The 20,856-nt window shown below is 66.9% G+C and carries 22 protein-coding genes and 1 tRNA gene; 9 read left to right on the top strand and 14 right to left on the bottom strand.

Annotation, left to right across the window (positions count from 1 at the left end):
- Window positions 1-801: 801 nt before the first annotated feature.
- Window positions 802-1,179: a hypothetical protein gene (locus tag QJS31_RS26700; protein ID WP_306358015.1), complete on the top strand. Its 378-nt coding sequence runs from the start codon at window positions 802-804 to the stop codon at window positions 1,177-1,179.
- A gap of 5 nt (window positions 1,180-1,184) precedes the next feature.
- Here the strand turns inward: QJS31_RS26700 and QJS31_RS26695 are convergent, their stop codons facing one another.
- Entirely contained in the window at window positions 1,185-2,354 is a 1,170-nt protein-coding gene (locus tag QJS31_RS26695) for a CHAP domain-containing protein (RefSeq protein ID WP_306358014.1), read from the bottom strand.
- Window positions 2,355-2,511: 157 nt separating this feature from the next.
- Here QJS31_RS26695 and QJS31_RS26690 point away from each other — a divergent pair, with 157 nt between their 5' ends.
- Window positions 2,512-2,841 (top strand): hypothetical protein, encoded by a 330-nt coding sequence (locus QJS31_RS26690; RefSeq protein ID WP_282776366.1) that lies wholly within the window; start codon window positions 2,512-2,514, stop codon window positions 2,839-2,841.
- Window positions 2,842-2,916: 75 nt separating this feature from the next.
- Window positions 2,917-2,992, top strand: a tRNA-Lys gene (locus tag QJS31_RS26685).
- A 279-nt stretch (window positions 2,993-3,271) separates the two neighbouring features.
- Here the strand turns inward: QJS31_RS26685 and QJS31_RS26680 are convergent.
- From QJS31_RS26680 to QJS31_RS26670, 3 genes are all read right to left on the bottom strand, one after another.
- On the bottom strand, window positions 3,272-3,499 hold the full coding sequence (locus QJS31_RS26680; protein ID WP_282776368.1) for a helix-turn-helix transcriptional regulator: 228 nt from the start codon (window positions 3,497-3,499) through the stop codon (window positions 3,272-3,274).
- Window positions 3,499-4,116, bottom strand: a complete 618-nt coding sequence (locus tag QJS31_RS26675; RefSeq protein WP_282776369.1) for a DUF2975 domain-containing protein — start codon at window positions 4,114-4,116, stop codon at window positions 3,499-3,501. Before QJS31_RS26675 ends, QJS31_RS26680 begins: the two co-directional genes overlap by 1 nt.
- 66 nt (window positions 4,117-4,182) lie before the next feature.
- Window positions 4,183-4,443 carry a hypothetical protein gene (locus QJS31_RS26670; protein ID WP_282776371.1) on the bottom strand — a complete coding sequence of 87 codons (261 nt, stop codon included), beginning with the start codon at window positions 4,441-4,443 and terminating at the stop codon, window positions 4,183-4,185.
- 225 nt (window positions 4,444-4,668) lie between these two features.
- Here QJS31_RS26670 and QJS31_RS26665 point away from each other — a divergent pair, with 225 nt between their 5' ends.
- Window positions 4,669-5,517: an EI24 domain-containing protein gene (locus tag QJS31_RS26665; RefSeq protein WP_282776373.1), complete on the top strand. Its 849-nt coding sequence runs from the start codon at window positions 4,669-4,671 to the stop codon at window positions 5,515-5,517.
- 31 nt (window positions 5,518-5,548) lie between these two features.
- Here the strand turns inward: QJS31_RS26665 and QJS31_RS26660 are convergent, their stop codons facing one another.
- The 6 genes from QJS31_RS26660 to QJS31_RS26635 form a co-directional block, all read right to left on the bottom strand.
- Window positions 5,549-6,130: a TerD family protein gene (locus QJS31_RS26660; protein ID WP_282776375.1), complete on the bottom strand. Its 582-nt coding sequence runs from the start codon at window positions 6,128-6,130 to the stop codon at window positions 5,549-5,551.
- 57 nt (window positions 6,131-6,187) lie between these two features.
- Complete coding sequence (locus tag QJS31_RS26655) at window positions 6,188-6,763, bottom strand: TerD family protein (RefSeq protein WP_282776377.1); 576 nt, start codon at window positions 6,761-6,763, stop codon at window positions 6,188-6,190.
- A gap of 398 nt (window positions 6,764-7,161) precedes the next feature.
- Window positions 7,162-8,184, bottom strand: coding sequence for a hemolysin family protein (locus QJS31_RS26650; RefSeq protein ID WP_282776379.1), 1,023 nt, complete (start codon window positions 8,182-8,184; stop codon window positions 7,162-7,164).
- Window positions 8,177-9,541, bottom strand: coding sequence for a hemolysin family protein (locus QJS31_RS26645; RefSeq protein WP_282776381.1), 1,365 nt, complete (start codon window positions 9,539-9,541; stop codon window positions 8,177-8,179). The genes QJS31_RS26650 and QJS31_RS26645 overlap by 8 nt, the downstream gene beginning before the upstream one ends.
- A 253-nt stretch (window positions 9,542-9,794) precedes the next feature.
- Window positions 9,795-10,463: a tellurium resistance protein gene (locus tag QJS31_RS26640; RefSeq protein ID WP_282776383.1), complete on the bottom strand. Its 669-nt coding sequence runs from the start codon at window positions 10,461-10,463 to the stop codon at window positions 9,795-9,797.
- A 24-nt stretch (window positions 10,464-10,487) separates the two neighbouring features.
- Entirely contained in the window at window positions 10,488-11,063 is a 576-nt protein-coding gene (locus QJS31_RS26635) for a TerD family protein (protein WP_282776385.1), read from the bottom strand.
- 603 nt (window positions 11,064-11,666) lie between these two features.
- On the opposite strand from QJS31_RS26635, the gene QJS31_RS26630 reads away from it, so the two are divergent.
- Entirely contained in the window at window positions 11,667-12,065 is a 399-nt protein-coding gene (locus QJS31_RS26630) for a MerR family transcriptional regulator (protein WP_282776387.1), read from the top strand.
- Between the two features lie 39 nt (window positions 12,066-12,104).
- On the opposite strand, the gene QJS31_RS26625 is transcribed toward QJS31_RS26630, so the two are convergent.
- Window positions 12,105-12,326, bottom strand: coding sequence for a hypothetical protein (locus QJS31_RS26625; protein ID WP_282776389.1), 222 nt, complete (start codon window positions 12,324-12,326; stop codon window positions 12,105-12,107).
- A gap of 117 nt (window positions 12,327-12,443) precedes the next feature.
- Complete coding sequence (locus QJS31_RS26620) at window positions 12,444-13,541, bottom strand: TerD family protein (RefSeq protein ID WP_306358013.1); 1,098 nt, start codon at window positions 13,539-13,541, stop codon at window positions 12,444-12,446.
- A gap of 240 nt (window positions 13,542-13,781) precedes the next feature.
- On the opposite strand from QJS31_RS26620, the gene QJS31_RS26615 reads away from it, so the two are divergent.
- Window positions 13,782-15,467, top strand: coding sequence for an LCP family protein (locus QJS31_RS26615; RefSeq protein WP_306358012.1), 1,686 nt, complete (start codon window positions 13,782-13,784; stop codon window positions 15,465-15,467).
- 79 nt (window positions 15,468-15,546) lie between these two features.
- On the opposite strand, the gene QJS31_RS26610 is transcribed toward QJS31_RS26615, so the two are convergent.
- Together QJS31_RS26610 and QJS31_RS26605 are read right to left on the bottom strand one after the other, a co-directional pair.
- Window positions 15,547-16,065: a hypothetical protein gene (locus tag QJS31_RS26610; protein WP_282776394.1), complete on the bottom strand. Its 519-nt coding sequence runs from the start codon at window positions 16,063-16,065 to the stop codon at window positions 15,547-15,549.
- A 410-nt stretch (window positions 16,066-16,475) separates the two neighbouring features.
- Window positions 16,476-16,949 carry an RDD family protein gene (locus QJS31_RS26605; protein WP_282776395.1) on the bottom strand — a complete coding sequence of 158 codons (474 nt, stop codon included), beginning with the start codon at window positions 16,947-16,949 and terminating at the stop codon, window positions 16,476-16,478.
- Window positions 16,950-17,263: 314 nt separating this feature from the next.
- Here QJS31_RS26605 and QJS31_RS26600 point away from each other — a divergent pair, with 314 nt between their 5' ends.
- The 3 genes from QJS31_RS26600 (at window position 17,264) to QJS31_RS26590 (ending at window position 20,623) form a co-directional block, all read left to right on the top strand.
- A complete protein-coding gene (locus QJS31_RS26600) occupies window positions 17,264-18,550 on the top strand; it encodes a hemolysin family protein (protein ID WP_282776397.1) in 1,287 nt (428 codons plus the stop codon).
- A gap of 162 nt (window positions 18,551-18,712) precedes the next feature.
- Window positions 18,713-20,020, top strand: coding sequence for a CAP domain-containing protein (locus QJS31_RS26595; protein ID WP_282776398.1), 1,308 nt, complete (start codon window positions 18,713-18,715; stop codon window positions 20,018-20,020).
- Window positions 20,021-20,176: 156 nt separating this feature from the next.
- Entirely contained in the window at window positions 20,177-20,623 is a 447-nt protein-coding gene (locus QJS31_RS26590; protein ID WP_282776400.1) for a hypothetical protein, read from the top strand.
- Window positions 20,624-20,856 lie beyond the last annotated feature (233 nt).

Genomic DNA, 20,856 nt, shown 5'->3' with positions numbered 1-20,856 from the left:
GTTCTGCTCGCCGCCGACCGGGCGGAACTCCTTCGTGTCTGCTCGTCGCCAGGCCGCGGAAACCGTCGGTGCCACGGGAATCGGAGTGGCGTTGCGGCCGCGCCACGACGACAATGCGGAAGGTATTCGTTCCACAACCGGGGGGAGCCCGCCATGCCCGCGCCAGACGACTCGCGCCACCCCGGTCCGGATACGCCGCGACCACACCCGGCCTCCGATGCGCCCCGACATCCCGGGCGGCCGCAGCAGGGCTCACGCTATCCGGGCGGGCAGGTGGTGCCGGAGCCTGGGCGGCTGTCGGAGCCGTGGGAACCCGGTGCCCGGGGACTCAATCCCGACCCGACGCCGACCCAGCAGTCGGACGGCCGCCCGCTGCCGCCGCGTGGAGCCACCCGCCCCCCGTATCCCGCGGGCGGTCCGGGCGCAACATTCGGAACCCCGGGCAGGCCACCGCAATCACCGGGTGAGCCACTGCGATCACCGGGTGGGCCCGCTGGTGTCCCGGGCGGACCGGCCCGTCCGATCGGTACTCCGGGCGGACCTGGATCCATTCCGTACGGACCTCCCGGTGCTCCGATCGGTCCGGTTCCGGGTGGCGGTCCCGGTCGCCGGGTTCATCCCGGAGAATCGCGACCGCAGGGTCCATCCGGCGAATTCCGCGATGCCGCACCGCATCCGGACGTTCCTGGTGCGCCCGGCGTACAGCGGGGATATCCCCGGAGCGGTGCGCAGCCGGCGGTGGAGTCACCGGCGCAGCCCGCGGGTGACGGGATGTCCGCGACCCGAAGCGACAGTGCCGCAATGGAGTCCACGCCGCGCCAGCCACTGCGGAAGCAGGATCTGCTGCTCGCGACCGCCGTGTACGCGGTCGGGGTGGTGGTCGCCCTCTTCTGGGCCTACGACCTCTTCGGCAAGGCATTCGACCTGATCCGCAACCGCTGCACCGCACAGCGCGATTTCTCGGTGCAGTGCACCGTGATTCGTCCGCCCGCGCAGGCGCTGGTGGGTTTCGTGATCGCCGGTGGCGGCATCACCCTCGCCCTCGGTTGCGCCCTGGTGCTCGCCGCCGTCTCGGCCGTGACTCGCCGCAGCGCCTGGCTCTGGCCCGCCATCGCGCTGCCGGTGATCGTGATATCCGGTGCGGTGGGGCATTTCCTGGTCGGCGGCGCTGTCGGCTGACGCACTCAGACCAGCAGTTCTCCGGGGCGTTCCTGTGGCGCTGCGGTGGTGGGCGGCTGCTTCACGATGCCGACGATCTGGCCGGAGCTGATCGTGCGTTGCTTCTCGTAGACACCGTCGACCCCGTCCGGTCCGGTGGTATTGCCCTCGATGGTGTAGATGGTGTCGCCCACCCGGGCGACGACGATTCCGACATGGTCGGGTTCTCCACCGTCCCAGTTGAAGATGACCATATCGCCGGGTTCGGCGTCGTAGGGGGATGCCGCCAGCCCCATGCTCTGCGCGTCGTTCCAGATAGCGGGTACGTAGTTCTTGTTGGTCCAGTCGACCTGATGGCCCGCTTGATCCCAGACCCAGTCGGCGTACGACGCGCACCACGCGTCGTTGATGTTGTACGGGGCGTTCACGGAGTTGTTGCCGAATTCGCGGACGCCGAGTTGACTCCGGGCCGCCGCGAGGGCACGGGCCGCGGGATCGGTGACGTCGGACGCCACATAGCTCGCATTGGTGGGCGTCCAGGGAGTGGTCCCGTTGTAGCGCGCCACGGGTGCCACGGGCGCTACGGGAGCCGAGTAGCTCATCGGCGCGGGATGGGAGCGGTCGATATCGCCGGCATGATTCCGGCTCGTCGCCGAGGCGTTCTCCACCGCACCATGGACATCCGACACCGCGTTGAGCACCAGGCGGAGCGCCTGCATGTTCTGCGCGGCGGTCAGCGGCAGATACTCCACCGTATTCCCGTCGGAGTCCAGATCGCGTACATCGGTGCGTTCGGTGATGCCGCGGAGTTCGGTGTCGAGACGTTCGATGCGCTCCTTGATCGACACATATGTCGAATTCGACAGGTCGAAGGTCGCGAACGCGGAATCGCGGACCGCGTCGCCCTGCTCGTCGATCTGCCGCTTCTCTTCGTCCACCTCGCTTTGACGCGAGGTATAGTCCTCGGCCATCACCGCCTCACCCGGCGGAGCGGACAACCCCTTGTCGCTGAACAACCGCCGCTCGTCCATCCAGCTCACCAGGTCGGGTTGTCGCCTCCCCTCTCCGGAGGCGAAGAGCAGGATCGCGGTCTCGAAGTACTCCTCCGCGGCCTCGATGGTCGATTTCACGAAGCCGCCAGCGATCTTGGGAACGTACAGATCGATGAACCCGACCAGTTCCGCGCGACTGGTCATGGCAGCACCGGGCCCGCACTCGATCCGGCACGACTCGGTATCGGCTGGTTTGCGCACACCATCGTTAACCTCGTTCACCCATGGGCATCGGACGGTCTATCGCCGAGTATCGGGCATTCCCGTCCTTGGGAATTCCGCGATCGGTCATGCTGGGGTCATGGCGCAGTGGTGGCAGCCGCCGGTGCGCTGGACGGATCGCCTTGCCACCGTGGTGATCTACGCTCTCGCGTGCGCCACGGCGGTCTTCGCGGCGAGAACCGTTCCGGTGTACGAGATAGCGACACGTGAATCGGGCGACACCCGATACCTCCCCCTGGCCTACGCCGTCGCCTGGTTCGGCATCGCCACCTCCCTCATGCTGGTGGCCCTGTGGATAGCCCGCGCCATCCGCTGGAAGCTGCGCACCTGGACCCTGGCCCTGGTCGCCTTCCCCCTCATCGCCGGTTCCTGGATACTCGGCTTCCTCATCGCCGTCATCTCGGCCTGACCACACTGACCCGCACGTTTCGGTCATTCCAGGCTGTTCCTGCTAAGGTTCCTGCCGCACCACTCACGAGTGCACGCGCCATTAGCTCAATTGGCAGAGCAGCTGACTCTTAATCAGCGGGTTCGGGGTTCGAGTCCCTGATGGCGCACCATTTTCCTGTCTCAAAGAGACCATCTGCGTGTTCCAGTGCGACTGGAACACGCTTTTTTCACCACTAGACCACCACCGATCGGTCTGCGTGCCGAGAATGGGTGCTCCAGTGCCCACTTGAACACGGAAGCAGTCGACAGCAGCTGCACCGAATCGGACCTTACCGTCAACGGCGAGGTGCCCTGCCCTCGCCGGTTGGCTGCGATGTCGCGGATTACGGTCCGTATCGGACTGAGTTGCCCTCGACAGGGTCCACTGCGGGGTGGTCCGGCTAAGCTGATCAGCCTGGCGGGCGGTAGGTGAGCAGATCTCCTGGCTGGCAATGGAGTTCGCGGCAGAGCGCACTGAGGGTGCTGAAGCGAATAGCCTTGGCGCGGTCGTTCTTCAGAACGGACAGGTTCACTACGGTGACGCCGACTCGGGATGCGAGTTCAGCCAGCGTCATACCTCGTTGCGCCAGCAGCCTATCCAGCTGGATCTCGATCCCCTGCTGCTCGGGGTCGGCCATCAGACGAGCCCGTCGGCGTCCGCGCGCAGGATCGCTCCCCGGCGGAGGACCTCCGCGATGGCGGCCACGAGCAGGCCGCCCAGTAGGTAGCCGAATTGGATCGTGACCGTCACCGGAACAGCGGCGGAGACAGCGGTGCCGCGCAACAGCAGTGCGGTCGTGCCGGTCTCGACGACCGGTTCGAGGACGCCCATGGCCAACACCGTCGCCGCGATGATGCGCAGCCGCGTGACGTTGCGCGTGGCGAACACCTCGCCGGTACGCAATGTGCGAATCACCTTCAGGAGCAACAGCAGGATCATCAGCAGGAGAACCCCGCCGAACACGCCTGGAAGCGCCAGCAACACCCGCTGCGCGAAGCTCGGGTCGACGACGACGATCTCCGCTCGTTCGAGCCCGCGCACGACGATCCCGTCACCACCGAGCCCCTCCGGCGACTGGGTTCCGAACTTCAGCGGAACCTCCCGACCGTCGAAGGGGTCGAGCACCCCGACCGCGCCCAGTACCGGCACCAGCAGCATGAACACGCCGACGACCAGCGCTGCCAGCCCGAAAGCCAGTTCCAGCGCACGCTGATCACCCCGGCTCCACCACGCCTTGTCCACGACGCACCCCATATCGTTTATCGATAGTATCGATAAACGATATGGTCGCGTCAAGCCCGAAGGTTCGGACCGGCTGCGTCAGAGCGTCTTCTGCATGGACTGCGCGGATTGCACGGCCGCCGCGATCCGCGCGGGCAGTTCGTCGAGGGTGCGCTGGAGCTGGTCCAGCTTGGCCGGGATGTCCTGCGACAGCTCATGGGCGTGGGCGTCGGCGTTGAGGACGAAACCGGCGAGGGTGTCGATGGGCTCGTCGGTGTGGCGGCGCGCCGACCGGGAGGAATACCGTTGGGTGAGTTCGCGGTGAATGTCGGCCAACATGTGTGCCTCGTCGGGCGTCATATCGTTGATTTCCTCTCTGCGGTGTGGATCGGCGACCTGCGCGACGGCGATGCCGCCTGGCGGATGAGTTCGCCCGCCCCTACTTGCCAACAGCTGGCGGACGTCGAACGTCCACCGAGTTGATCATCCACGCCGCCTGATCGACTGTTAACAGCCTCGGCAACAACGGATTTCAGCCGCGCCGTCCGATCACTCGTCAGAGTTTGCGGCGGTATGGTGTGCGGCGTGCGAGATTTCAGGGCGGGCTTGGGCTATCTGCTCAATGGACAACGGTGGATGACCCGGCATCGGCAGGACTACGGTTTCGGGCTACTACCGGGGGTTCTCACATTGGCTCTGTACGCCGTGGCGCTGGTCGCGCTCGCGGTGTGGGGCTACGATTTGGCCGCGGCGATCACGACGTTCGCCGATGACTGGCCTAATCCGTGGGCGGGGCTGTTTCGCGGGTTCATCACGGCGCTACTGTTCGCCCTGTTCCTGTTTCTGGCGGTGCTCGGCTTCACCGCGGTGACATTGGTGATCGGGCAGCCGTTCTACGAGGCGCTCTCGGAACGGGTCGACCGCTCGGTGTCGCCGGACGGCACCGCTCCCGAATCCGGTCTGCCGCTGTGGCGGGAGCTGTGGACATCGGCCCGCGACAGCCTGCGGATCCTGGTGCGGGCCGGGTTGTGGGGCGTGGGGCTGTTCGTGCTCGGTTTCCTGCCGGTCGTGGGGCAGACCGTGATTCCGGTGGTCGCGATTCTGGTCACCGGGTTCTTCCTGACCGAGGAGCTGACCGCGGTCGCGTTGCAGCGTCGCTCGATCGAGTTGCGAGAACGGCTGGTCCTGTTGCGGTCTCGCAAGATGCTGGTGTGGGGTTTCGGGGCTCCGCTGGCCGCCGCTTTCCTCGTGCCGGTCGTCGCGGTCTTCCTGATGCCGGGCGCGGCGGCCGGTGCCACGCTACTGGCTCGCGATCTGCTGGGCGAGGACGAACACGACACACCGAACGAGGCCGACCCCGCCAATGCTGACCGCGCACCCGATCAGCATCGACACGACACGACATCACCGCAGCGGCAGGACTTTTCGGTGTAGTCCGCGACGATCGCGACCGAAGGCCGGGCCGCTACTGCATGGCGAAGTGCAGCAGCGCCTGCATATCCCCCTGCTTGATCTTGCCCTTGCGATCCAGCACCTCCAGCTGCCAGTCCGGGCCGTTGCGGAACGCGCGGCAGATCGCGTTGGCGTTGTCGGCGCCCAGTAGCGAGGGCCAGATGTCGGCGACCTGCTGGCTGCTGCCGCCGCTGGCGTCGTAAACCTTGAACGAGATGTTGTTGGCCTTCTCGAAGGAGCTGCCCTTCTTGAACGCGGCGGCCACGAACACGATCGCCGTGATGGCGGTCGGCACGTTGGCGAAGGTGACGTGCACGGTTTCGTCGTCGCCGGCGGCCGCGCCGGTCTGCTCGTCGCCGGTGTGGGCCACGGAGCCGTTGCCGAGCGGGTCGAGCGAATCCAGCCCCGCGAACCGCACCGGGTCACTGCCCTGCATGAGTATCGCGATCAGGTCGAGGTCGACGCCCTTCTTACGACGCGCGATGCCGAGCAGCCCGCCGCTGGCTCCCGCGGAGGGATCCCAGCTGACCCCGACACTCAACTTCGCGATGCCGGCGAGATCGGCGGCACCGTGTTCTTTCCTGAGCGTAATCACAGCTCACAACCTATCTAGCGTTCGTATCACGTTGCGGCACCGGGAATTCGGCGCGAGTCAGATGGTGACCCCGAAGTCGCGGGCGATCCCGGTCAGCCCGGACGCGTACCCCTGACCGGTGGCCCGGAACTTCCACTCCGCGCCGTTGCGGTACAGCTCACCGAACACCATGGCGGTCTCGGTGGAGGCGTCCTCGGACAGGTCGTAGCGGGCCAGCTCGGTCCCGTTGGCGCGGTCGACCACGCGGATGTAAGCGTTGCGGACCTGTCCGAAACTCTGTCCGCGCGAATCGGCGTCGTAGATCGAGACCGGGAACACGATGGTGTCGATGGTGGGCGGGGTGTTGGCCAGGTCGACATTGATGACCTCGTCGTCGCCCTCGCCCTCACCGGTGCGATTGTCGCCGGCGTGCTCGATGGCGCCCTCGGGGGACTTCAGGTTGTTGAAGAACACGAAGTGCCCGTCCGAGACGACCTTCTTGTCCGCACCGAGAGCGATGGCGCTGGCGTCGAGGTCGAAGTCGGTGCCCGTGGTGGTGCGCAGGTCCCAGCCCAGGCCGACGGCCACCGCAGTCAGGTTCGGGGCCTGCTTGGTCAGCGACACATTGCCGCCCTTGGTCAGACTGACACCCATTCCGATTTCTCCTATCGATCATCACGGCGGCCGAGTTCCGGCCCACCGAAAACACCCGGCTCACACCGGGACAACACCACCGGGCCCAGTCGAAGCGGGCCACGGAAACGCCCTGCGATCGCACGCCGCCCAGCCTGGTACCGCCCCCTTGGCCCCGGTCGGACTGCCGATCGCCGCACCGCGAACGTACGTTCGCTGCAATGGCATTCGACGCGGATCGACCCAAAGTCGTACTGGGACTGTCCATGTCGTCCGCGCCAGGCATGACTTGACACTAGCACGTAGCGCTGTATGGATTGCCGCGCTGTCGAGTCGCGGATCGCGTGCGGCTGCCACCGATCTTCGAGTACGGTTCCTGATCGCTGAGGCTGTGTGCCTCAGCGATCAGGAACCGGGTGTTACCGCGTGTTGGCCGCAACGGTGGGAAGCAGTCGTTGCAGCACGTCGGTGATGGTGATCAGCCCGACCAGTTGGCCGGTGTCGGGGGTGGTGACCACGGCCAGATGATTGCGGGCTTCACGCATCGTGCGCAGGGCTTCGTACACCGGCACGGTGGTGGTCATGGTCAGCACCGGCCGCATCAGATCTCTCGCGCTGGTTCGCGGGGCGGCGGTGAGGCTGTCTCGCACATGGACGACGCCGTGGATCGCACTCGGGTCGCGGACCAGCAGCCGGAGGTGACCGGTGGTGCGGGATGTCGTTTTGATCGTGTCCAGGTCGGCGTCGGGGGTGACGGCGCTGGGTGTGGGGTTGGGCCGCACGATGTCGGCGATGGTGAGGCTTTCCAGTTCCAGTGCGCTGGTGAGGTTGCCGTGGTAGCGCTCGTCGAGGGTGCCGACGGTGGCGGAGTGCTCGACGAGGTGGCGCAGCGCGGCGGGGTCCTGCCCGGCTTCGACCTCGTCGACCGGGGTGACGCCCACCTTGCGCAGGCACCAGTTGGCCATGCGGTTCAACGCGGTCAGCAGCGGCCGGGTCAGCCCCATGAACGCTCGCATCGGGATGGCCAGCATGGTCGCCGACTTCTCCGGGTGTGCGATCGCCCAGGACTTGGGTGCCATTTCCCCGACCACCAGGTGCAGGAAGGTCACGATGACCAGCGCCAGCACGAACCCGGCGACATCGGCGAACCACAGCGGGGCACCGAAGTTCTCGAACAGCGGCGTCAGCCAGTGGTGCACAGCGGGTTTGGTGATCGCACCCAGGGCCAGGGTGCACACGGTGATGCCGAGCTGGGAACCGGCCAGCAGCACCGACAGCTCCGAGGAGCTGCGCAGCGCCGCACGGGCGGCGCGACTGGTGGGCGCGGCGTCTTCGAGCCGATGCCGCCGCGCGGCGATGAGCGCGAACTCCACGGCGACGAAGAACGCACTGGCCGCGATCAACGCGAACGTGATCGTGGCGATCGTCCAGGGATTACTCATCCGCGCCGGTCTCCTGCTCGACTCGAACGGACATGAACACCGAGGAGGGCACCCGCTTGTCCACTCCGCGCACCTGCACGACCAGCGTGCGCGCGACCGGCCGGTGCTCGGCGGCGTAGTCGGCGCCGTTGGGCGGCAAGGCGATCTCAACGCGGTCACCGGCCTCGGGCAGGCCGCCGAAGGTCGCGATGACCAATCCGGCGAGGGTTTCGTAGTCTCCTGCGGGCAGGTGCAGATCCAGCAGACGCTCGATCTCGTCCAGGTGCAGATCACCCGCGACGAGCCAGCCCTCACCCTCGGCGACGATGTCGGATTCGGTGACGGCGTCGTGCTCGTCGGCGATCTCGCCGACGAGTTCCTCGGCGATGTCTTCGACGGTGACGATGCCGGCGAACCCGCCGTATTCGTCCACCACCAAGGCCATCTCGTCCTTGGCCGCACCGAGTTGGGCGACGACCTCGGGCAGCGGCAGGGATTCGGGCACCATGACCGCGGGCCGCAGCCTGGCACCGGCGGTCCCGGTGGGCGGGCCGTCGAGTAGGTCGTGCAGATGAATGACACCGCGCAGGTCGTCGTTGGTGGCGCCGACGACCGGGTAGCGGGTATGACCGGACCCCATGCGCGCCAGGACCGCGGAGACCGGCTCGTCCACGTGCACGGTGTCCACCCGCGAGCGGGGAATCATCGCGTGCTCGGCAGTCCCGGTCGGGAAGTCGAGGATGCGGTCGAGCAGCGTGGACAGCTCGCGCGGCAGTTCCCCGGCGTCCCGCGAGGCGGCGACGATGTGCTCGAGGTCGCGGGGGGTGGCCGAGTGTTCGACATCGTGCACCGGCTCGATGCGCAACGCGCGCAGCAACAGATTGGAGGACTGGTCGAACAGCCAGATCAGCCAGCCGAACACCTTCAGATACACCGTGGTCGACATCGCCAGCCATCGGGCCACGGGCTCGGGGCGGGCGATGGCGAGATTCTTCGGGAACAGTTCACCGAAGACCATCTGCACGATGGTGGAGAACGCGATGGCAGCCACGGTGCCTACCGCGACGCCGACCGCGGTCGGCACGCCCACCCCGCCGAACAGTTCGCCGAGTCCTCGCCCGATCAGTGGTTCGGCGACATAACCCACCAGCAGTCCGGTGACGGTGATGCCGAGCTGAGCGCCCGAGAGCATGAACGAGGTGCGGCGCGTGACGGACAGGGCGCGACCGGCGGCGGTGTCGCCGGCTTCGGCGCGGGCCTTGAGGCGGGATCGGTCCACGGCCATGAACGCGAATTCCTGGGCGACGAAATACCCGGTCAACGCGGTGATGAGCAGGACAACCAGAATGCCGAGGAGGATGCTCAACGCGGTCAGCACGAGCTCACCTCGGCGCTAGGTTGCGGAGGAGGGTCCGCAGGGGGCGGGCTGGGTTTTCGATATTTGCGCTTCGCGCGTTTCATGGCCTCTCTCATTCGAGAAAACGGATGTGGGACCGGGAATAGATCAAGGTACGGCGCCGACGCCGGGACGGATTCGGGGCCGCGACGGCCCCGGCCGCGTTCGAGGCCGGGGCTCGCTTTCCGGGTCCGTCTGCGGCGCAGTGCTATTCGCTACCGGCCCGGGGTTCGGATCATTTGCTGCCCGGCGCCCACTTCAATCCCCAACCGTAGGCACGGTCGAGATCGGCCTGATTGCCGCGGATGTAGTCGACCTCGCGTTGCACGGTCACTCCCTGACCGCTACTGGTCAGCAACGCGATCGCGCAGATCCGCGCGCCCTCCACCGCGGAATCCAACCGGACCTCGACCTGTGGGCCCGCGGTCGGGAACATGGTGACCACCCCGTCGACCGCGGCCCAGTTCGGCGCGCCCTGGTAGATCATCGCGAAGACCAGAATCCGTCGGAACACCTCCGGCCGTTCGAGATTGATGTTCAGGTTCTCACCACCCGCGGCGGCGCCGGTGCGGTCGTCGGCGTCCAGTGCCACGAAGGGCGGGGTGTGCAACGCGCCGAAGCTGTTGCCCAGCGCTTGGATCACGCCCTTGGTGCCGTCGGCGAGTTCGTAGAGGCAGCCCAGGTCCAGATCGACACCGCCGCCGAGTCCGGTCAGCTTCGCCAGGAATCCGGTCTTGCGCGGCGCCGCACTGGTCCAGTTCAGATTCACCCGCATCACGCCCTGGCGCTCACCGGCTTTGGTGAGGCTGACGCTGCGCTCGGTCTTGGTGAGCGTGACCTTGCTCAGGCTCACCGCCGACGACCCGGTCGCGGTGTCGGGCTTCTTGGTGTAATCGATTGCCACGTGGTCCCTTTGGTCGATTCGTCGTCAGATGTTGACGCCGTAGTCGCGGGCGATGCCCGCCAACCCCGAGGCGTAGCCCTGCCCGATGGCACGGAACTTCCATTCCGCGCCATTGCGATACAGCTCGCCGAACACCATCGCGGTCTCGGTCGAGGCGTCCTCGGTCAGGTCGTAGCGGGCCAGCTCCGCGCCGTTGGCACGGTCCACGACGCGGATGAACGCATTGCGGACCTGCCCGAACGACTGTTGCCGCGCCGTCGCGTCGTGGATCGACACCGGGAAGAAGATGCTGGTGATGGTCGGCGGCGTATTGGCCAGATCGACGTTGATCACCTCGTCGTCACCCTCACCCTCGCCGGTCAGGTTGTCGCCGGTGTGCTCGATCGTGCCCTCGGGGGAACGCAGGTTGTTGTAGAACACGAAATGCTGATCCGACACCACCTTGTGGTTCTCACCGGTCGCGATCGCGCTGGCATCCAGATCGAAATCGGTCCCGGTCGTCGACCGCACATCCCAGCCCAAGCCCACCGACACCGCGGTCAGATTCGGCGCCTGCTTCGACAACGACACATTGCCGCCCTTGGCCAGACTCACACCCATTACTCGTTCACTCCTCTATTCATCGGGGTTGGCGGCAGACCTCGCACGGTCCACCAGATTCTTGCGGGTATCGATCCGGAACGAAAAGAATGTGCACCCGCGAATGCGGGGGCAGTGGTGCATCCCCCATGGGCTCAACCCATTCCGGCAAGCTGGAATACCCACAGCGCGATCGCGGCACGTGGTCGATGCTCACAGTGTCAGTCGGCGAATCGCTCGCCACGTCGGTGACGGATACGCGCGGTGTGACGATGATCGACAGCAGATAGCGACCGCTGGCCTCCGAGGCAGGCCGACTCTGCGCATCGGCCCTGAAACCGATCGGCCGCTCCGGCTGCGCCGCTGCCCTGTCTATCGCCACCATCATCAGGCATGCCTCACAGTAGCACGCAGCACTGTACGGTTCGGTCTAGCCTGATAAGGGTGTCGTCACCCGCCGAGACGCGCGTGCCCCACGAAAGAGCTTGCTACACACACGAGTTCCGATCCTCTCAGCGAAGCGCCATTGCGCCCCCGGGCGGTGCACGCTGAGCGCGGCTCGGAATTCCTCACGGTAGCACGGGCCACTGTATGGTTGAGATCCATTGCGGAAGGAGGGTGCTGATGACGGAGGTTCTGGTCAAGATCGGCGACCTCGCCGCGCGCGCCGAGGTCAGCGCCCGCACCATCGACTACTACACCGGTTTGGGTCTGCTCGTTCCCGCGCAACGCAGCGCGGGCAACTACCGTCTCTACGATCCCGCCGACGTCGACCGCATCCACCTCATCCGACGCCTCGAGGCACAAGGCATCCCCCTGGACGAGATCGCCACGGCGCTCAAATCCCAGCCCGCCAACGTCGGCGAACTCCTGGCACGGATCGACGACGACCTCAAGATTCTGCAGACCGCCGCCGAGGCCGCACCCAGCGAAGTCCACGGGCTGCTCAATATCATCGCCGCCCGCGTGCACTCACTGATCACTCTCGCCCTGCAAATCCCGCCCGACATCCCCATCCTCTAGCCGCACAGTGAAGAGCGATGCACGGCAAGAGCCAGGCGCTCAGTCTTGCGCGAAACCGTTCGGGAACTCGATCATCGTGTCGGTTTCCAGAATGATCGACGACTGCGCTGTCACCAGCAGATGCACATAACCGTCCGGCCGAGGCAGACTCACGACCTGCGGCTGACCATGCCGGGCCGCCGCGATCGCCCGCACAACGGTGTCGATGCGATCGCCCGGGACGTCGTACCACAAGCCCTCGAACCGAATCCGACTGGACACCAGGCTCCCTTCACAGTGTGAACGGCACTCACAGTAGAGCAAGAAGTCTCCGGCTGCGCCTCAGTCCACCGACGAACCCGCGGCATGCCCGAGCACCGCGGGCGACAAGGACGGTCGTCACAGGTATCGCGTGATCTGCTGTGCCGCCTCCACCGGATGCCCGGCATGAATGGGGTGACCCAGTGCCTGGATCTTCCACACGTCGTCCTCGCGATGCAGCTTCGCGACGACCATGCCGGTGTGCGGACCGCCCGCGGACAGGTCCGCGCGAGTCAGCTCGGCGCCGGTGGTGCCGTCGATCAACCGCCAGAACGCATTGCGGACGCTGTCGAAGGTGTGCCCGGCGTAGGAGGTGATGGTGAAGACGATGGCGGTCACCTGCGATGCCAGCCGGGTCAGGTCGACGGCGATGACCTCGTCATCGCCCTTACCCTCCCCGGTGAGATTGTCACCGGAATGCCGAACCGCCCCATCACGGGTGACCAGCCGCCCGAAATAGGCGGCATCGACAAGAGCGTGACCGAAGAACACCAATGCCGCCGCGTCGAGGTCGATCTCGACCGGGCGCATCCCCCACCGGCCGCGCACGGTGATCGGATCCCAGCCCAGCGCCATCTTCACGAACGACAGATCCGCACCCTGCTTGCGCAGCGGCACGGCTTGCCCCGGACGCAGAACGGGAGCGATCGCCGCTTCCTGTGCCCGCACCGGTCGCTGCGGTGAATTGTGCACGGCCACACCGTGATCGGTGAGCAAAGCCGCGAAACCACCCCGATGACCACGACCCACCGCACGCGCGAACCATCCGTCGTCACCGCGAACCAGATCGACCGCGGCGACGCTGTGCTCGCCGCCGAGACCGTCGATCACGTACTCGTAGAGCGGATTACCGCGATCGTCGGCGACGGTGACATGCGGGGGCGGATGGTCGCCGAAGCGACCGTTGCGGTCGTCGAGGGTCACGACCACCCGAATGCGATCGATACCGGCGGGAACCCCCGGCAGACTGATCGTCATCGAGCTCTGCCCGGGAACCAGCCGCACGCCCGACCCTGCGGCGTGGTTGTAGAACACCAGATCTTCGTCGGTCCGCACCGCACCGCTCGCGGTGAGCAACAACGCGGCCACATCCACTCGGGCGCTGTGGTGCACCGTCACGGTGAGATCGGCAATGCCGAGTCCGCCGGTTTGTCCTTGGGTCAGCAGTGCGGCCACGCCGCCACTCTACGGTGACGATCAACCACGCGGGCAACACCGAACACAGATCGTTCCCGGTGCGCGACACCGCTGCGACGTCCCGGTTACGTCGCCGAATGCGGTCTCGCCGCGGCAACCGTGCACCGTTGCCCGAATCGGTGGCCTGCGAAACCTGGTGCGCGGGTATCAAGATCGGTCCTGGCTACCATGTCCACACAACCCTGACGGGTGCGGGTGAACAACAGGAGCCAATACCGCGTGACCGACGAAGACCGGCCCGCCACCGGGCGGCACTCCCGCCCTGCGCCGTGGGAACGTACCGATCGATTCCCCACCCGCTCAGCGCACACCACCCCGGACGAACCAACCCGCCACCAGTCCCTGCCCGCGCCGTGGATGACCGCGGTCACCGACCAATATCCGCCCGCCCCCGAGTCCGCGCCAGCGCCGCGATCGAGGCGTGAGCGCCGCCGCTCGGCCGAGCGTGCCAGCCGACGACGGGTCCGGGTCCTCGGGCGTGGCGTCGTCACCGTCGTGTCGGTACTGACGCTGCTGGGCACCGGCGGGGCGTGGCAGTACCTGCACGCCATCGACGACGGCTTCACCCACGTCGACGCGCTCGACCTCGACTCCGAAGACGTGGTCGATCCGGGCGGGCAGCGCGGTGACGAAACCTTCCTGATCGTCGGCACCGACAGTCGTGCTGGAACGAACGGGCAGATGGGTGCGGGCTCCGCCACCGATGTGGAAGGCGCACGCGCCGACACCGTCATGCTCATCACCATCCCCGCCAACCGGCAACGCGTCGTCGCCGTCTCCTTCCCCCGCGACCTCGATGTCTCCCGCCCGGCGTGCCCGGTGTGGGACAACGCCACCGCCGGCTACTCCGACCAAACCCTGTATGCCGCCGACGGTGTCAAACTCAACGGCGTCTACGCCGAAGGCGGACCCCGCTGCCTGGTCAAAGTCATCCAGAAGATCTCAGGACTGCGCATCGGGCACTTCATCGGCATCGACTTCGCCGGCTTCGAAACCATGGTCGACCAGATCGGCGGCGTCGAGGTCTGCACCCCCACCCCGCTCATCGACGACCTGCTCGGCGCGGTGCTGCCCACGGCGGGGCGCCAAACCATCGACGGCGCAACCGCCCTCGATTATGTGCGGGCCCGTCACATCCGCAGCGACCCCACCAGCGACTACGGGCGCATCAAACGCCAGCAACGGTTCCTGTCCGCGCTGCTGCGCTCGGCGCTCTCGGGCAAGGTGCTGCTCGACCCCGGCAAACTCAACAGCGTCATCACCGCCTTCGCCAACCAGACGTTCGTCGAGAACGTCACCCCGCAAGACCTGCTCACCCTGGGCCGGTCCCTGCAGAACGTCAATGCCGGCGCGGTCACCTTCCTCACCGTCCCCACCGCGGGCACCAACGACGCCGGGAACGAGATCCCTCGCATGAGCGATATCCGCGCCATCTTCGGCGCCATCATCGACGACACCCCGCTGCCGGGCGAGGAGCGCACCCCGATGCCGGTCACCACCACCCTCGCCGCGGCCGTCCCCGCCACCGACCCGGCCGAGACCGTCGACCCCGAGCAGATCACGGTACGCGTCGCCAACGCCACGACCACCCCGGGACTGGCTTCGACCACAGCGACCGAACTCGCCGGTTATGGCTACACCATCGCTTCGGTGGGAAACCATCCCGAAACCAGCAGCGACACCGTCATCCGTTTCCCCGCCGGACAACGCGCCGCCGCCGACACCCTCGCCACACTGGTGCCCGACGCCGCACTGGAAGAAACCACCGAGAACACCGACGGCATCGACCTGATCCTCGGCACCGACTACACCGGCATCCTCACACCACTCGATACCGACACCACCGCGACGGCGCTGCCGACCGATCTCACCATCACCAACGCCGCCGACGACACCTGCGCCTGACCACAGCCATCGAAAAAGGTCGCCCGGTAGCGCATTTCGTGCGCGTGAACAGTGGCGACTCGCGCCGGAGCCTGGCCGGTCACGCCGCCGAAGAATGCCGCCTGTGCCCCCACGGCGCGCGGGTGCCGAGGAATGTCACCACCAACACCACGGTCAGCACTGCGGCGCCGCCATCGGTCACCACCGTCGGCAATATCCCCGAGATGCCGAATTCCTCACGCGCGGCGGTGAACATCTCCGGCGGCACCAGCACCAGGCCCGCCGCCTGTGTCGCGTTCACCAGCACGACGATCCAGAACAGCCAGGGCCACGGACGACGCAACAACCCCAGCATTCCCACGGCGTTGCCCACGATGTAGAGCGAGCCGGCCAATCGGAAGACAATGAGGAACCACGGCATGGCGTCGGCCGCGGCGGGGTCGGCCAGCTCCATCATGCGATCCAGCGTTTCGAGGTCCACGATGACGAAACACTGCACCGCGGTGCCGAGGGTGAACACCGCCGAGGCGACACCGGTGGCCATCAGCAGCGCGCCGGGCCACCGGTGCGCCCAGCCGCTCATGAATCCGACGACCACACCGGAGACTGGAGTGGACACGGGGATCTCCCAGCGCTCGAACAGCTTTCACTCATCGTGCCCGTCACGACATCGGCACCGCATCCGGGAGATCCCCGAAACCCGACCCTGAATCTCGGCACTGACCGTAGTCGTCGCAACGACGACCGATTCTCCGCGCGTGGGGCGTCCGCGCAAGCACACGGGTCACCAGCGATGCCGCGATCCGGAATCCGTGTCCGACAAGGAATTCTGTCGCCGCGCGCTCGATCTCCTCCAGGGTGCACTGGTCTCGTTCGCCAAGGATGCTGTGCCAGGGTGCCCCCTGAGACTCAGCGGATTCTGTTTCGGCGCGGACGAACTCGGTGCGCTACTCGATCCGGTCGTGAAAGTGCGCCATAGTCACGAGGCTGCGGGCCATGGGACCGGCGTGGTCGCCGGTGGTCGCGCGGTCAGCCCTTGACCACCTGGGTACCGCCCGCGAAGTTGTCGTGCCAGCCCTGTTTGGTCGAGCTCGAACTGACCGTGACCGCGATCGCGATGGCCGAGATGAACCAGAGCAGCCCGCCGACCCACGGAATCAGGTTGAACAGCATGTACGCATTGCGCTTCGCCGACTCCGCGACGCTCGGCTTGTCCGCGCCACCGGACCCGTTGACGTGCAGGCCGAGGGCCTTCTTGCCCGGCGTCGACCCGGTCGCCACCTCGAACAACACGAAGTACAGGAACCCGAATCCGGCGCCAGGCAGGATCGACACCCAACTCGGCAGATCCGAAGCCTTGTCCAACACCCAGAACAGGAGGCCGCCGACGATACCGGCGATAATCCAATCGATGAACCGGGCCGCGGCACGACCGCCGATCCCCGCCGGAGTCACACCGATCGGCGCCTGCCCCGGAATCTGCCCATACCCACCCGCGGTCATCATTCCTCCTCGATATCGATCACGCACCGATCCGACCAGGTCTCCATAACGCCCGGCGCAGCGGCAGACCGAGCATCTCACAGATCGCAACACCCCGTCAGCTCCAATCGGGCAGCGTTGTGGCCGCTCAATGCATCTCGGTTCTGTTGAAGCCCAGCGGTTTCCGACCCGAATACTGCTCCGGGTCGCCGTACCATCGCGGACTCGGTCCTCCAGCCCCGTCTGGCCGCGACAGACTATCCGGGGCAGCAACCGCCGCCACCGGTCGCGATCAACCTGTGGTGGCCGCCGCCGACCCGGTGTATCGATGGTTCATGAGCGGCTACTGGTTCAACCTCGCGCTGGTCGCGGTGCTGGTCATCGCGAACGCACTGTTCGCGGGCAGCGAGATCGCGTTGATCTCCCTGCGAGACAGCCAGATCACCCGCCTCGATCGGCAACGCGGGACAGCGGCCGTGCGGATCCTGGTCCGGCTGGCCCGCGACCCCAACCGCTACCTGGCCACCATCCAGATCGGCATCACCCTCGCCGGTTTCCTCGCCTCGGCCACCGCCGCGGTGACCCTCGCCGAACCACTCGCCACCGCACTCGAATTCCTGGGAGCCACCGCCCAACCGGTCGCGGTCATCACGGTCACACTGCTGCTCACCTTCGCCACCCTCGTACTCGGTGAACTCGCCCCGAAGCGGCTCGCCATGCAGTACTCCCAGCGGTGGGCACTACTGGCCGCACGGCCCATCGACCTGCTCTCCCGCCTGTCCCGGCCCATCGTGTGGCTGCTCGCGACAGCCACGGATCTGACCGTGCGCCTGTTCGGCGGGGACCCGAAAGCCAGCCGAGAACAGCTGAGCCCCGCCGAACTCCGGGATCTGGTCGCGGGCCACCGCGGGCTGACCCCGGAACAGCGCACCATCATCCTCGGCGCACTCGACATCCACGAACGCGTCCTCCGGCAGATCCTCGTACCCCGACGCGCCGTCTTCACCCTCCCCGCCGACCTGCCCGTCACCGACGCCTCCCACGCACTGGCACACGCCGGGCACTCCCGCGCCCCCGTGGTCGCGGGCACACACCTCGACGACACCATCGGCGTGGTCAACCTGCGCACCCTGCTCGACGACGCCACCAGCCTCACCGACGCCGCACGCCCCGCTACGGTCCTGCCCGACACCCTCCGTGTCAGCGACGCCCTGCGCCGATTCAAGAACGACCACGAGCAATTCGCCCTCGTGGTCAACGAACACGGCACAGTCGAAGGCATCGTCACTCTCGAAGACCTCCTGGAAGAGATCGTCGGTGAAATCTACGACGACACCGACCGCGACCTCCTCGCCGTACACCACGAACCCGACGGCAGTCTGCTACTGCCCGGCTCGTTCCCCGTCCACGATCTGACTGACCTGGGTGTCGACCTGGCCGATGCACCCGACGGCGACTACACGACAATCGCCGGCATGGCCCTGATCCTCCTCGGCCGGATACCCCGCATGGCGGGCGACCGGTTGCCCCTCACCGACTGGACCATCGAGATCACCGGCACCGACACCAACACCATCACCGAGGTGCGGCTCCACCCCACCCCGCGGCCTCCGCGAACCTGACCGGACTCACGGCGAAGCCCGACCGGACGCCGCGTTCGGCGCGGTCACGTCGCGGTAGCAGATCACGTGCGGTGGCAGGTCGAGGTCCGGAACCCACACGCCCTGGCAGACGTTGTCGGTGCAGCGCCCACCGGGCTACAACCGCTACACCGAGGCTGTGCAATGACCGAGTTGATCCCTGGCGGCAATCTTGTTCTGCCCGCCTGTGTTCTGACCGTACGGGTCCCCGGCCCGTTCGACGTGTCCGCGCTCATCACCGACGACACCAGGGTCCGCGATGACGGCGACTTCGTGTTCTACAACCAGCCGCGCGCGCCCGGCGTCCGCCTGAGCGCCGACACTCTGATCGTCGATCCGGCGGCGCTGCGTCCGGGCGCGGGCCGGGTCACGGTGGTCGTCAGCGCGGCCGAGCCGGGCATGCCGCTGGATCGGTTGCCCTCGCCCACACTGCAGGTCACCGATCCACGGGGCCGCGCGCTGGCCCGGTTCACACCCGGCCGCATCGGGCAGGCGACCGTGCTGCTGCTCGCGGAGTTCTACCGGCGCGGCGGCGAATGGAAGGTGCGGGCGATCGGGCAGGGGTATGCCGACGGGCTGGCGGGAATCGCCCGGGACTTCGGAGTGGACATCGTCGACGACACGACGCCACCGACGAGTGCACCGTCCCCGTCGGCGCTTCCCTCGGTGCCCGCACCCACGATGAATGGCTTCGCGGACCTGATCAACTCGGCCCGCGCAGCGGCCGGATCCCCGCCGATCTCCGAGCACGTGCGCCTGACCGCCGTGGCCCGTGACCACGCCACGGCGATGGCCACAGCCGCTAGTTTCGACGTCGACCGCCCGGACGGCACATCCGTGCATCAACGTGTCGCCGCGGCCGGATACCCCTGCCTGGTCCTGGGCAAGCTCGTGATCTCCGGGCCACGCACACCCACCGAGCTCCTCGAGTTCTGCCTGTCCGACAACAACTTCCGGCGCACAGTGCATGCTCCGGGCTTCACACACGCCGGTCTGGCGCACTACGGCGGCGGCTCGGGCGACATCTACTGGACCCTGCTGCTGGCCGCGCCCCTCACACCGGATCGCCTGGCGCGGACCCAGGCCGACGTCATCGAACTCACCAACCGCGAGCGCATCAGGGCGGGGCTGCCACCGCTGACCCCCGATCCCCTGCTCACCCGGGCCGCGCAAGCGCACAGCGCGGACATGGTGGCCCGTGACTTCTACGCCCACACCTGCCCCGACGGCAGTCGGCCATGGGACCGTGCCGCTGCGGCGGGTTGCACCCGCCGCACGATCGGCGAGAACATCGCCAACGGCTACCACGATCCCGCCGAGGTCGTGGACGGGTGGATGAACAGCCCCGGTCATCGCGCCAACATCCTGAAACCGGACTTCACCCATATCGGGGTCGGCCTCGTCGGTGGCGGCCGCAACGGAACCTACTGGACCCAACTGTTCGGCGCCTGAACCCCCGTATCGCGTCCCCTGGGCGCGCTTGTTACCGGAGTTCTCGGGGCACCCACGCAACAGTGCGCGGCACGGTGGCAAAAGCACCGCCGCCGTCTCATGAGCACCGCTCGGCGCGCCCCTGCGAGATCGCCGGCCGCGCAATATCGTAGAGGCGTGCGTACTTCGGTGCACCTGCTGCTTTTCGTCTGCGCCGTCGCAATGGCGGGAGGCACGTTCGGCCCACTAGTCGGCACGCTGGGAGCCCGGGATGTACGCTTCGCCGACCTACGCGACGGGTTCGCACCCGATCGTGCTCTCGATCAAATCGGTAGCCGGTCAGTCACTTTCACCTCGTCACTGGAGGTGGTACTGCTCGGGGCTGCCATCGCGGTCCTACTGGCCGCGATGATCGGCTCGTACTCGCTGGCATGGCTGGGCGTGCTCTCCGGGCTGGCAACTCTGCTCGCGCTGGCCTGGCGGTTGAACGAGCGGTTCGACCAGCAGTTGAGCACGCAGTATCGCGATCTGTTCTCTGGAGCGTGGGGACTGTATCTGTTCGGCGGAGGGCTGATCGTCGCCCTATTGCTGCTGATGATGCGGCAAGAACGCCGATTTCCCTAGGCGCGGACAGCAAGACGGAACGTCGGGCATTTCAGCGCTCGCCTCGTCGCTCCCGTCGCGTACGTGAATTGCGCCCGTGCACACGCCAACTCGGCTCGGACAACGCCATCGCGCGTGCAATCCGCAATAGCATGGTGTGGCAGGAGCGGGGCTGGAGTTGAATGGCGGTTTGGCGGTACATGATTCGCTGCCGACAGCTACCTTCGTTTGCGACGGGATGCCAGGAGTGGGAG

Origin of the sequence: Nocardia sp. CC213A (assembly GCF_030766805.1) — a bacterium.
GTDB lineage: Bacteria > Actinomycetota > Actinomycetes > Mycobacteriales > Mycobacteriaceae > Nocardia > Nocardia otitidiscaviarum.
Note: the sequence above shows the minus strand (reverse complement) of the source record. Positions and strands in the feature narration are given on the sequence as shown.

Excerpts from the sequence above, each read along its gene's own strand:
- QJS31_RS26650 (WP_282776379.1), bottom strand. The coding sequence starts at position 8,184 with ATGAGTAATCCCTGGACGATCGCCACGATCACGTTCGCGTTGATCGCG.
- QJS31_RS26690 (WP_282776366.1), top strand. The coding sequence starts at position 2,512 with ATGGCGCAGTGGTGGCAGCCGCCGGTGCGCTGGACGGATCGCCTTGCC.
- QJS31_RS26695 (WP_306358014.1), bottom strand. The coding sequence starts at position 2,354 with ATGACCAGTCGCGCGGAACTGGTCGGGTTCATCGATCTGTACGTTCCC.
- QJS31_RS26600 (WP_282776397.1), top strand. The coding sequence starts at position 17,264 with ATGAGCGGCTACTGGTTCAACCTCGCGCTGGTCGCGGTGCTGGTCATC.
- QJS31_RS26670 (WP_282776371.1), bottom strand. The coding sequence starts at position 4,443 with ATGACGCCCGACGAGGCACACATGTTGGCCGACATTCACCGCGAACTC.
- QJS31_RS26635 (WP_282776385.1), bottom strand. The coding sequence starts at position 11,063 with ATGGGTGTGAGTCTGGCCAAGGGCGGCAATGTGTCGTTGTCGAAGCAG.
- QJS31_RS26630 (WP_282776387.1), top strand. The coding sequence starts at position 11,667 with ATGACGGAGGTTCTGGTCAAGATCGGCGACCTCGCCGCGCGCGCCGAG.
- QJS31_RS26675 (WP_282776369.1), bottom strand. The coding sequence starts at position 4,116 with ATGGGGTGCGTCGTGGACAAGGCGTGGTGGAGCCGGGGTGATCAGCGT.
- QJS31_RS26655 (WP_282776377.1), bottom strand. The coding sequence starts at position 6,763 with ATGGGTGTCAGTCTGACCAAGGGCGGCAATGTGTCGCTGACCAAGCAG.
- QJS31_RS26605 (WP_282776395.1), bottom strand. The coding sequence starts at position 16,949 with ATGACCGCGGGTGGGTATGGGCAGATTCCGGGGCAGGCGCCGATCGGT.
- QJS31_RS26700 (WP_306358015.1), top strand. The coding sequence starts at position 802 with ATGGAGTCCACGCCGCGCCAGCCACTGCGGAAGCAGGATCTGCTGCTC.
- QJS31_RS26680 (WP_282776368.1), bottom strand. The coding sequence starts at position 3,499 with ATGGCCGACCCCGAGCAGCAGGGGATCGAGATCCAGCTGGATAGGCTG.
- QJS31_RS26595 (WP_282776398.1), top strand. The coding sequence starts at position 18,713 with ATGACCGAGTTGATCCCTGGCGGCAATCTTGTTCTGCCCGCCTGTGTT.